Origin of the sequence: Chryseobacterium cheonjiense, assembly GCF_012927265.1 — a bacterium.
In the GTDB taxonomy this organism is placed as follows: Bacteria; Bacteroidota; Bacteroidia; order Flavobacteriales; family Weeksellaceae; genus Chryseobacterium; species Chryseobacterium cheonjiense.
In genome coordinates this window covers 47,489-60,481 of the sequence record NZ_JABBGF010000003.1, presented here as the reverse complement: position 1 = coordinate 60,481, position 12,993 = coordinate 47,489, and the positions used below count along the sequence as shown (strand labels likewise).

The 12,993-nt window shown below is 39.1% G+C and carries 4 protein-coding genes; all 4 read left to right on the top strand.

What is annotated here, in order from left to right:
• Positions 1–157: 157 nt before the first annotated feature.
• The 4 genes from HHL20_RS15105 to HHL20_RS15090 all read left to right on the top strand — a co-directional run bounded on the left by HHL20_RS15105 (position 158) and on the right by HHL20_RS15090 (position 12,853).
• On the top strand, positions 158–3,526 hold the full coding sequence (locus HHL20_RS15105) for a T9SS type B sorting domain-containing protein (protein WP_169232033.1): 3,369 nt from the start codon (positions 158–160) through the stop codon (positions 3,524–3,526).
• Positions 3,527–3,601: 75 nt separating this feature from the next.
• Entirely contained in the window at positions 3,602–6,739 is a 3,138-nt protein-coding gene (locus HHL20_RS15100; protein WP_169232032.1) for a T9SS type B sorting domain-containing protein, read from the top strand.
• Between the two features lie 287 nt (positions 6,740–7,026).
• Positions 7,027–9,837 (top strand): T9SS type B sorting domain-containing protein, encoded by a 2,811-nt coding sequence (locus HHL20_RS15095; RefSeq protein WP_169232031.1) that lies wholly within the window; start codon positions 7,027–7,029, stop codon positions 9,835–9,837.
• A 205-nt stretch (positions 9,838–10,042) separates the two neighbouring features.
• Entirely contained in the window at positions 10,043–12,853 is a 2,811-nt protein-coding gene (locus HHL20_RS15090) for a T9SS type B sorting domain-containing protein (protein ID WP_169232030.1), read from the top strand.
• The last annotated feature ends 140 nt before the right edge of the window (positions 12,854–12,993 follow it).

Genomic DNA, 12,993 nt, shown 5'->3' with positions numbered 1-12,993 from the left:
TCACCGGGATTTTTTTGTATTTCACAATTATGAGATCTTATGACACATTAAAAATATATTAAATATTCAATAATTGTTAAAATTATATAATTTATCTGTTAAATTTATATAAATAATTGATTTTTAATACTTACATTTGCATCCCTTATCTAAAAACATGAAAAAACTTCTACTAACCATTTGTACTTTTTTTTGTTTATTATTCAATGCCCAGCTGGATACGGATCATTGGTTTGCTCCCATGTCATCAAGAGTCGGAAACAGTGCATTGCAGGGATATCTATATCTTTCTACGAATGAGGCAACTCCTTTTAGTGTCCAGATTTTCAATAACAATATATTATATACAACGGTACAGGTAAGTAAAGGTAATCCTGTGGAAGTGGCCATCCCAAATTCTTTTCTTATCACGACTGATCAACAGGATCTTTTCACCCCCAACTCTATGGGAATGTATGTGAAAGGCTCTAAAAAGTTTTTTGCCAACTACCGTTTTTCTCTCCAGAATCACGCAGAAATTATCACATCAAAAGGCCTCGCCGGATTAGGCACTACTTTTTATGCGGCAATGGCTCCCAATAATACGAATTCGCCGAATATAAGTTCGCCGATCATCAATTCAACAATAGGAGTAACGGCTACCGAAGATAATACAGCAGTTGTTGTTTCAGGATATAATCCTAATGTCATTTTTTCCGATGGTTCCTCAACCCCCACAAAAAATTTCACTCTAAATAAAGGACAGTCCTACATTATGGACGTGCGCGCCACAGACAGCTTTTTCAACCTGGACGGACTGATCGGTGCTAAAATTACAGCAACAAAACCCATATCCGTAACCAATGGAAATTTTAACGGAATGCATTACCCTGCAAACGGTCTTACCAACAACGACATCCTTATGGATCAGGCAGTTCCTGTAGACAGGCTTGGAAAGGATTTTGTGGTGGTGAAAGGAAATGGTTCCGTATCCTCACAAATGGAATCCGCATTGGTGATCGCTACAGAAAACAATACGCAGATTACGATTAACGGAGTCAATTCGGGAATTACCCTGAATGAAGGACAATATTATATGATCCCAAGCATCAATTACATCAATCAGGGAAACGGGATCTACAATATGGGGATTTCCACTAATAAAAACGCATACGTATATCAGTTTCTGGCAGGAGTTTCAGGGGGTAACGAATATCCTACGGGAGGAATGAATTTTATCCCGCCGCTCAGTTGTTTCCTTCCGAACAAAATTGATGAAATCGGCTTTATTAACCAAATCGGGAATCAGGCGTACAGCACAAGGCTGAATATCATTACCCAAACCGGTGCAACCGTAACTTTAAACGGGAATCCTATTGCTGCAAGTAATGGCCCGGTTCCTGTAACCGGTAATCCAAACTGGGTAACTTATTCTATCCCAAGCGTCTCAGGAACAGTTACGGTAAATTCGACCAAACCTGTTACAGCCGGAATTGCAGCCGGAAGCGGTGCTGTAGGATACGGCGGATATTTTGCAGGATTTTCATCAGTTCCTGTAATTTCAAAAACCGGAGACTGCTATCTGGGAATTTTACTACAGGTAGACAATACTTATGACGCTTATCAGTGGTACCTCAACGGCAACCCGATTCCGGGTGCAACCTCATATTCAATTAATCCAGAATTGTACGGAGCCGGAACGTATACCTGTCTTGTGACAAAAAACAACTGCGAGTCGAAACTTACAACCGGCTACAATTATACACTGTGCCCACCCATTACAACTACCACTTATACTATCGGCTCGTGTAATACAAAACTTATTTCTCCAGCTTTTACAACATCCACTCAAACCATTGTACCTGCCAATACAAGTATTATTCTGGCACCGACCTCGGGAACAGCAACTATAAATCCTACGACGGGGCAAATCACCTATACTCCGAATCCGGGTCTTACGGCAGACACTACAGATACTTTTATTTATTATACCGAAGGAAACGGCAACCCTGCTGATTTTGAATACTTTAAAATAATCATCAATATAGATGTTTTACAAACATCCAATGGCTCATTAACATCATGTACTGACACAAATGGAAACGGGACATTCAATCTTAGTTCCGTAAGCGTTTCCCCGGATCCCGGAACTACGGTTCAGTACTTTACCAATGCTGTATTAAGCGGCACTCCTATTGCCAATCCTGCAGCTTATAACGGACCTGCCGGAACAGTTTATGCCAATGTTACTTCTCAATATGGATGTACAAAAGCCGCACAGATCACATTAACAACAACTCCCTCTCCGTCTGTAAATACAGGAAACTTCAATGCTACTCTTTGCGATGATAATTTCGACGGAATTGTAAATGTTAATTTTCAAACCGTTACTTCATCCATTGTACCTAATCCGGCTATCGTTAACGTAAGATACTACCTTCTGCAAACAGATGCCAATGCTGGAAATACTAACAGTTTACCAGCCAACTGGAGTTATACTGCCAATACAACGGTTTATGTTCGTGTCGATGCACTTACAGGAAGCTGCCCCCCGGCTTTTGGTCAAATTAATTTTAAGATAGGTAACAGAATTGCATTGCTGACCTCAACGGTAAATGCTGATGTCTGTGATAATGATATCAACGGCTCCGAGAGCATAAATTTAAATGACTATAAAAATCAGTTCACTACAAATGCGGGAGTAACACTCACCTTTCATAGCACTCTGGCGAATGCACAGTCAGGAACCAATGCTATATCTCCTGCCCAGATTATTACTTCACCTTTAACTACTTTTTATATAAGATTTACAAGTGCAGCGGAGTGTCCGAGCACGGGCATTTTAATGATTAATTTAAAAGCTCCGAAAAAATCTAATATTCTGAAAGACCAGACGGTATGTCCTAACGAAAAAGCAATTCTGGATGCCGGCCCAGGCTTTACGTCATACAAATGGAGCACCGGAGCAACCACTCAAACTATAACTGTGGGAGCAGGAAGTTATTATGTCGATCTGGAATTCAACGGATGTATATACCGCCAGTCTGTAAATGTCACGACTTCAACATCTCCAACCATTACGAAGATTGAAGTATCAGGCTATAATGCCACGGTTTCCGTTTCAGGCGGAACACCTCCTTACCAATATTCGTTAAACGGAATTGATTATCAGACCTCTAATATTTTTACAGGTTTATCCAGAGGACTTCATAGTGTTTATGTTTTAAGTGCAGACGGATGTTTTCCGGTTATTAAAGAGTTTTTAATTTTAAATTTAATTAATGCGATCACGCCTAACGGAGACGGCATTAATGATGTCCTGAACTACTCAGATTTAAAAATTAAACAAAATGTCTCTATAGAAGTTGTAGACCGGTATGGTGCGCCTGTTTACAAATCTACAGACAAGAACTACATCTGGGACGGAAAAGTAAATGGAAGGCCTCTACCTACGGGAACATATTGGTATGTACTAAAATGGACAGAACCTGACACCAAATTACCAGTTTCCTATTCAGGGTGGCTTTTAATTAAAAATCGTGAATAAAAACAACTTTTTAATGTTTTATTAACAATATATTGAATAATAGTTTATTTTTGTAGAAATCATAATCCATACCATATGAAAAGATTTCTATTATCTTTCGTATTAATGCTTTTTGCTGTTAATACTCTTTTTGCACAGAGAGATACGGAACATTGGTTTGCACCGATGAAGAACAGAACAGGTTTAACTGGTGGTGCAACCAGCCAATCTATCTATTTCTCTACCGACTCCACAGTTCCTTTTGATGTAGACATTTACAACAACAACACCGTAATTGAAACCGTGAGTATTGTTAAAGGAAACCCGGTAATATACAATCTACCTATAAACGCTGGAAACTCAAACCTTGTCACATCATTACAAACTGATGTTTTCACAACGGGTACAAAGGGCATTTATACAAAAGGTTCCAAACCTTATTATGCCAATTTCAGAATTTCGGTTCCAAGTCACGGTGAAGTTATAACTTCCAAAGGAAAAGCCGGAATCGGTAAAAAGTTTTATGCAGCTGCCGCCCCGATTACAGATATCAGCGGAGGAGGCATTTACAATTTTACGACAGGAATTCTTGCAACGGAGAATAATACCGTTGTTACAGTTTCAGGATATTCTCCCAGCGTTATATTTTCAAACGGTGTTACCGGAGCGTCTACTCCATCCATGTCTTTTACGCTCAACAAAGGCCAATCTTATATTATTGAAGGAGTAGGAAACCAATCCGGAAATGCAACAGGTTTTATAGGCGCTAAAATAGAGGCTGACAAACCTATTTCCGTAACCAATGGCAACTTTAACGGCCAGTTTGCATGGGGCATTGTAGGAGGAAGCTCGGATATCATTATGGACCAGTCTGTACCGGTAGAGCGATTAGGAAATGAATTTGTTTTGGTAAAAGGAAATGGTAATGTAGATGCCAAGATGGAAGATGCTCTGATCATTGCCACTGAAAATAATACAGAAGTACGCATCAATGGAGGACCCGTTGTAGCAACCCTTAACGAAGGACAATTCTACAGAGTGAATGGTCCGAATGTAAATGCTCCGGCCAATAATGTCAATTACATCGATCAGGGTAACGGACATTATAACATGCATATTAAAACATCTAAAAATGTATATGTCTATCAGCTTCTTGCAGGCCTTGCCACAAGTATTGCGACCATAGGCTACAATTACATTCCACCTTTAAACTGTTTCTTACCAAGAAAAATTGATGAGATTGCTTTAATCAATGATCTGAATGGAGTTACAAATGATATTAAATTAAATATTCTGACAGAAGCGGGAGCAACTGTTACCTACAATACCGGCGGGGCGCCTATTACCCCAACCGCAGCACAGGGACCATACCCGGTTCAGGGAACCAGCGACTGGGTATCTTATTCTATTCCGGGGTTATCCGGTAACATTACAGTAAACTCCACCAAAGCTGTAACCGCAGGTATTGCGGGAGGAAGCGGAGTCGTAGGTTATGGAGGATATTTTGCCGGCTTCTCATCCGTTCCGGTAATTGCCAAACAAACAGGAGACTGTGTTCCGGGAATTGTTCTTGAAGTGGACGACAGTTTTGAAACCTACCAATGGTTTTTAAATGGTGTTGCCATCGCAGGTGCTACACAGAATGTATATACCCCTACTCAGGCAGGAGATTACACCGTAAAAGTGACAATGGGAACCTGCCCTCCGGTAACAACTCCTATCTACAAAGTATTTTCATGCATAACGAACACTACAGCTAACCTTAGCGCATGTGCTACCAAGGTTATCACACCGGCATTTTCATTTAGTACTACGCAAACACCCGTAGCAAGTACGGTGACTATTCTTACATATCCTACACACGGAACTGCAACACTAAACCCATCGAACGGGCAAATCACTTACATTCCGAATACAGGATATATCGGCCCTGATACTATTGTTTACCAGTTCTGTGGCAACGCACCGGAGTTTGTTGATTGTGAACATGTAACATTAAATCTAAATGTTGTTCCTTTCATTTTAAACGATACTACCATTAAAACATGTCAATATAACGGAAAAGGATTTTTTGATCTTACAACAGCCAATGTGACACTGTACAACCCTGTTATTAAGAAATTCTATCCTACTTTGGCAGACCTTAATGCAGGAACAAACCAAATAAACAACCCTACCAATTATTTTTCAGCAGAAGGCTTTGTTTATGTAAAAGTAACAACTAATGAAGGATGCGTAGGAAATGCAAAAATAACATTATCATTCTTCCCTTCACCTGTAGTGACGGAAGCTACTTTAAGTGAGTGCTTCCTGGAGACTGATGAAACCAAAGCAAAATTTAATCTTACTATTGCCAGTGTAACTACAGTAAGTCCGGTTACGAAAAAATACTATCCAACATTCGTGGATGCCAGCAACGGAACCAATGAAATTCTAAATGCAGACACTTACATATCCGGAGACGGAGCTGCTTATATAAGAGTATACAACAGCAACCAGTGTTATAGTATCGCTAAAGTTAATCTAAAGGTAATTCCTCCGAAAAGATCTGCAGTACTTACCGACAAGATTATTTGTATTGACGGAAGAACCAATCTTGATGCCGGTCCGGGCTATGCTTCCTATCAATGGAATACGGGAGCCACAACACAGGTATTGGAAGGAGTTTCCGTAGGAGAATATTGGGTAATTCTGGAAGATAACGGATGTTTTGTAAAACAGCCCGTAAAGGTAAAGAAAGCCGACAGTCCGGTCATTAAGGAGATCGAAATATCAAACAATACTGTAACGGTTCATGTAACAGGAGGTAAAGGACCTTACCAATACGCCGTAGATTCACCTAATAACTGGCAGGATTCTAATGTATTTACAGGACTTACCAGAGGGCAGCATATATTCTATGTGAAAGACGCATACAACTGTACACCAGTTTCTGTTGAGGTAACCGTACCAAATCTTATTAATGCAATTACGCCTAATGGTGATAATAAAAATGACTTCATTGATTATAGTGAGCTTGCTTACAAAGAAAATCTTTCATTTGTTGTCTACGATAGATATGGAAACAAAATATTCACAGGTGATAAATTCAACAACTACAAATGGGACGGGAAACATTATGATAAAAAACTGGTAACCGGAACCTATTGGTATCACATCAACTGGAATGAGCCTAATAAAGAAAAAACTCCGATCAAATATACAGGCTGGATATTGGTGAAAAATATAAACTAATAAGAAGTACTGGATAAATATTGAAAAAGGCTGTCTGTTTGACAGCCTTTTTTATATATCTGATAATACAGTAACGAGAAATTAATTCATCTCTTATTATAAAAATCGTGCAATATACGAAAATGTACGAAACTTTTATGTAGTATTATTTAGTTTGGCTTAGTTTAAATAATTAATTTAACATTCATATTAAGTTTGTGGTATCTATTGTATAGTTTTTTTCTATTTTTTATGCAGAATATATTAAAATAATACTTTATTTTTGCATTAATACTAATTCATGAGTTATGAAAAAAATTTTATTATCCTTCTTATTATTACTCTTTGGCATGACTACAACTTTAGCGCAAAGAGATACAGACCACTGGTTTGCGCCCTATTTTGATAAAACAGGTTCCAGCTATAAACATGCGTTATATTTCTCTACAGATTCTGCAACTCCATTTGAAGTAAAAATCTATAATCATGTCGGCATTATTGGCACAATAACCATTAGTAAAGGGTCCCCACAGATTTTTAATTTAAATCCTAATTCAATAAAAGTTGTAAATACCGCCAACGCAGGAGTTCCAATTAATTTGGGAATTTATACTAAAGGAGACAAACCCTATTATGTATCATTAAGAGTCGCTACAAATGCCCACGGTGAAATCATAACCTCTAAAGGTAAAGCAGGGATTGGCACTAAATTCTTTGCAGCTGCCGCTCCTGTTACAACTACAGGCTCGCTGTATAATTTTACCACAAGTATTATGGCAACAGAAGACAACACAGCGGTTACCGTTTCCGGATACGATCCAAACGTTCAGTTTACAAACATTCCCGTTCCCACACCGTCTACGCTCACTGTAACCCTAAATAAAGGACAGTCTTATATTCTTACAGGAAATACCAATGTGCCCGCTAATAAAGAGGGGTTTATAGGAGCAAAAATAGAAGCCACAAAACCAGTATCTGTAACAAACGGAAACTCAAACGGCTTTTATGCTACAGGAACAGTTGACGGTTCTGACCTTATTATGGACCAATCTGTTCCTACAGACCGTCTCGGAAATGAATTTGCAATGGTTAAAAGTATTTCTACCAGTACTGCCAATATGGAAGGCGGAATTATAATCGGCACGGAAAACGGCACAGATATATATTTGAATGACTCAACAAATCCTGTTGCTACCATTAATGAGGGAGACTATTACAGAATTCTGGCCAATCAATACAAAAACCAGGGCGGGAGCCATTATAACCTGTATATAAAAACTACAAAAAATGTTTATCTGTATCAGCTGGTAGGAGCAGGATCCACCAATAATACAGGAGGATACAATTATATACCGCCGCTAAACTGTTTTCTGCCAAAAAAAATTGATGAGATTGGCAATATTAATATCATGCCGAATATCACTTCTGCCATCAATTTAAAGCTTAACATTTTAACAGAAGTTGGGGCTGCGGTAACAGTGAACGGAGTTACCCCTACCGCTGCACAGGGCCCTTATCCTCTTACCGGGAATTCACAATGGGTTACCTATGCCATCACCGGAATTACCGGAAATGTGACCATCACTTCAACCAAAGCAGTAACTGCAGGAGTAAACGGAGGATACAGCACTGCAGGATATGGAGGATATTTTGCCGGCTTTTCCTCAATTCCTGTAATTACAAAAAAATCAGGCGACTGTATTCCTGGTCTGGTGCTTGAAGTTGCCGACAGTTATGACACTTATCAATGGTATCTAAATGGAAATCCCATCGCAGGGGCAAACTCCAGCAACTATACACCTACAGTTGCAGGGAAATATACCGTAAGAATCACGGTAGGTACCTGCGCTCCGGCTATCACACCCATATATAAGGCATATAAATGTATTCAAAAAACAACAAAGAATATAATTATGTGCGGAACAGCTCATCCAATTATTCCTGAATTTACCAATTCCACACAAACTTATGTTCCTAATACGGTAATGATTGTAACACCTCCGACTCACGGAACAGCAATGATCGATCCGAATGGAATCATTATCTACACACCCAATCCCGGATTTATCGGAAATGACACAATTGTCTACACCTTCTGTGGCAATGACCCGGAATTTACCGACTGTGAAGAAGTTACTTTAACATTAAATGTTTCCGAAAGTCCGACAGTCACTGACGTTATGCTTAGGTCATGTTCCATAGCCTCAAATCCTGCAACGGCATCGTTCAATCTGACGATGGCTCCTATAACCACAACCAATGGAGTTATAAAAAAATATTATCCGTCTATTACCGATGCACAAAATGGCACCAATGAAATATTGAACCCTGCAACATATATTGCACCCAACGGTGTTGTATTTGTGAGAGTTAGCATAAATAACCAATGTTACAATATAGCGAAAATAACACTTGTTGTATTGCCGCCGGTTCAGTCAGATATTCTTAAGGATAAATTTATCTGTATGGAAAACACGACAACATTAGACGCAGGACCAGGATTTGACGCATACCAATGGAGTACCGGAGCAACCACGCAGTCGATTAATAATGTGACAGTGGGTACCTACTGGGTAGACCTGAAAACAGGAGAATGTGTAACAAGACAGAATGTAACAGTACATCCGTCTGAACAGCCGGTTATTTCAAATATCGAAATTTCCAATAATACTGTTACTGTATATGCAATTGGAGGAACAGCTCCTTACAAATATTCGAAGGACAATATCAGCTGGCAGGATTCTAATGTATTCACGAATGTTCCCAGAGGAGGTATGACTTTCTACGTTAAAGACGATTATGGATGTACTCCCATTGCTGTAGAAGTTACCGTTCTAAATCTTATTAATGTCATTACGCCTAACGGAGATGGGATAAATGACGTTCTTGATTACTCTGCGCTAGCTTATAAGCCAAATTTTACTTTTAATATTTTTGACCGATACGGAAGTAAAATTCATGAAGGGAATAAAGCCAACAGCTATAAATGGGATGGAACAATGGTAGGCAGAAAAGTACCTACGGGAAGCTACTGGTTTGACATCAGCTGGAATGAACCCAACAGCAGGAATACTCCCATCAGATATACAGGCTGGATATTAGTTAAAAATATAGATTAATAGAACGATGATAAATAATTTAAAGCACAGTCCATTTAGACTGTGCTTTTTTTAATTAATACACTATAAACAATAATAATTAATTCTTTATAAAAGTAATTGACAGCTTTTAAACAATATGTTTATTATGTAATCTTTTTTTAACAATGATATAATTAAATTTTAAAATATTCTGTTATTTTTGCAGCAATCCTAATTCCTACTTATGAGAAGATTTCTATTATCTTTCGTAGTAATGCTTTTTAGCATTACTACCCTTTTTGCGCAAAGAGATACAGACCACTGGTTTGCTCCCTATTTTGACATATCAAGTTCAAATTACAATCATGCATTATATTTCTCAACAGACTCTGTAACTCCATTTGAGGTAAAAATATATAATAATAATGCTGTTATCGGTACTGTAACCATCAGCAAAGGAACACCGCAGGTTTTCACTCTTAATGCCAATGCAATAAGAACCGTAAACGCCTCAGGCGCCGGTGTCCCTACCAATTTGGGAGTATACACCAAAGGCGATAAACCATATTTTGTCTCCCTCAGAACTGCCATATCATCGCACGGTGAGATTATTACCTCTAAGGGAAAGGCAGGTATCGGTACAAAGTTCTACGCTGCAGCAACACCCATTACTACTACAGGCTCGCTGTATAATTTTACCACAGGAATCATGGCAACGGAAGACAACACGATTGTTACCGTATCCGGATATGATCCTAACGTAGTGTTTACCAACATTCCTACCCCAACTCCGCTTACGCTTAACGTTACTTTAAATAAAGGTCAGTCATACATTCTTACCGGAAATGCCGATGTGGTAGCTAACCGGGAAGGCTTTATCGGAGCAAAAATAGAAGCTACGAAACCCATTTCCGTAACAAATGGAAACTCAAATGGTTTTTACGCCACAGGAAGTAACGATGGTTCCGACCTTATTATGGACCAGTCCGTTCCTACAGACCGTCTTGGAAACGAATTTGCTATGGTGAAAAGTATCTCCACCAGTCCGGACAATATGGAAGGCGGAATTATAATCGGTACGGAAAACGGAACTGATATTTACCTGAATGATGCAACAACTCCTGTTGCGACAATCGATGAAGGAGAATATTTCAGGATTCTTGCCAATCAATACAAAAATCAGGGCGGGGGCCACTCTAACTTATATATAAAAACAACTAAAAATGTTTATGTATATCAGCTGGTAGGAGCAGGTTCTGCAAACAATACCGGAGGATACAATTATATACCTCCGTTAAACTGTTTTTTGCCAAGAAAAATTGATGAAATTGGCAATATTCACCTGATGCCTACTATTACTTCTGCTATTAATTTAAAGCTTAATATTTTAACGGAAGCCGGCGCTGCCGTTACCGTAAATGGCGCTACCCCTACTGCTGCACAAGGCCCTTACCCTCTTACCGGAAATTCACAATGGGTCACCTATGCCATTACCGGAATTACCGGAAATGTAACCGTTACCTCAACCAAAGCGGTAACTGCAGGAGTAAACGGAGGGTACAGCACGGCAGGGTACGGAGGGTACTTTGCGGGATTCTCTTCGATTCCTTTGATTGCAAAACAAACCGGAGATTGTATTCCAGGGCTTGTACTTGAAGTGGATGACAGCTACGAGACCTATCAGTGGTTTCTTAATGGCAATCCTATTGCAGGAGCCAACTCCAATAGCTACACCCCAACGGTTGCGGGTAACTACACTGTGAAAATTACGGTCGGCTCTTGTGCTCCGGCCACAACACCTGTATATAAAGTATTCACATGCCTTCAGGAAACAACAAAAAATATCACTGTTTGTGAAGGATTTCAGGCAATTATTCCGGATTTTACCAGTTCAGCACAGACATATGTTCCTAATACGGTAACGATTATAACACCTCCAACTAACGGAACAGCTGTGATTGACCCGAATGGGGTAATTATTTATACTCCTAATTTCGGATTTTCCGGTACTGACACCATTGTTTATAAATTCTGCGGTAACGATCCTGAATTTACGGACTGCGAACAAGTGACTTTAACGCTAACCGTTTCTGAAAGTCCTACGGTAAACGATGCTACTTTAAGATCATGTTTTATAGCATCGAATCCTGCAACGGCGTTGTTCAATCTTACGACTGCACCGGTAACAGGGACCACAGGAGTCATAAAACAATATTACCCATCTCCTACCGACGCACAGAACGGAACCAATGAAATCCAGAATCCCGACACATATATTGCGCCAAACGGTGTTGTTTTCATAAAAGTAAGCAATACAAACGGTTGTTTCAGAATAGCAAAAGTTACTTTAATCGTATTGCCGCCGGTTCATTCAAGTGTGCTCCAGGATAAAATCATCTGTATGGAAGACACCACTACATTAGACGCAGGAACGGGATTTGACGGATACCAGTGGAGTACCGGAGCAACGACTCAATCAATCAACAATGTAACAGTGGGAACCTATTGGGTAGACCTTAAAACAGGGGATTGTATAACAAGACAAAGCGTAAAAGTATATCCGTCTGAACAGCCGGTTATTTCAGATATTGAAATTTCTAATAATACTGTTACCGTACATACGATCGGAGGAACTGCGCCTTACAGATACTCTACAGATAATATCAACTGGCAGGATTCAAATGTATTTACGAATGTTCCGAGAGGGAATACGGTTTTTTATGTAAAAGATGACTATGGATGCGATCCTATCACCGTAGAAGTTACCGTTCCGAATTTAATTAATGTTATCACGCCTAACGGAGACGGAGTAAATGACGTTCTTGATTACTCGGCATTAGCCTACAAAAAGAATTTTACCTTTAATATTTATGACCGGTACGGAAGTAAAATCCATGAAGGAAATAAGGCCAACAGCTACAAATGGGACGGAGCCATTGGAGGCAAAAAGGTATCCACAGGAAATTACTGGTTCGACATCAGCTGGAATGAACCTAACAGTAAAAATACACCGATTAAATATTCCGGGTGGATTATGGTCAAAAACCGGGAATAAACTTATTACTTACAAATTTAAAAGACTGTCGTGAAGACAGTCTTTTTTTGTTTTATTCAAACCAAAACTTAAAAAAAATATGACATCGAGCTGCTTATTTTGTTTATTTTCAATAAAACAAATGCATATTATTATTAAAT

Excerpts from the sequence above, each read along its gene's own strand:
- HHL20_RS15095 (WP_169232031.1), top strand. The coding sequence starts at position 7,027 with ATGAAAAAAATTTTATTATCCTTCTTATTATTACTCTTTGGCATGACT.
- HHL20_RS15090 (WP_169232030.1), top strand. The coding sequence starts at position 10,043 with ATGAGAAGATTTCTATTATCTTTCGTAGTAATGCTTTTTAGCATTACT.
- HHL20_RS15105 (WP_169232033.1), top strand. The coding sequence starts at position 158 with ATGAAAAAACTTCTACTAACCATTTGTACTTTTTTTTGTTTATTATTC.
- HHL20_RS15100 (WP_169232032.1), top strand. The coding sequence starts at position 3,602 with ATGAAAAGATTTCTATTATCTTTCGTATTAATGCTTTTTGCTGTTAAT.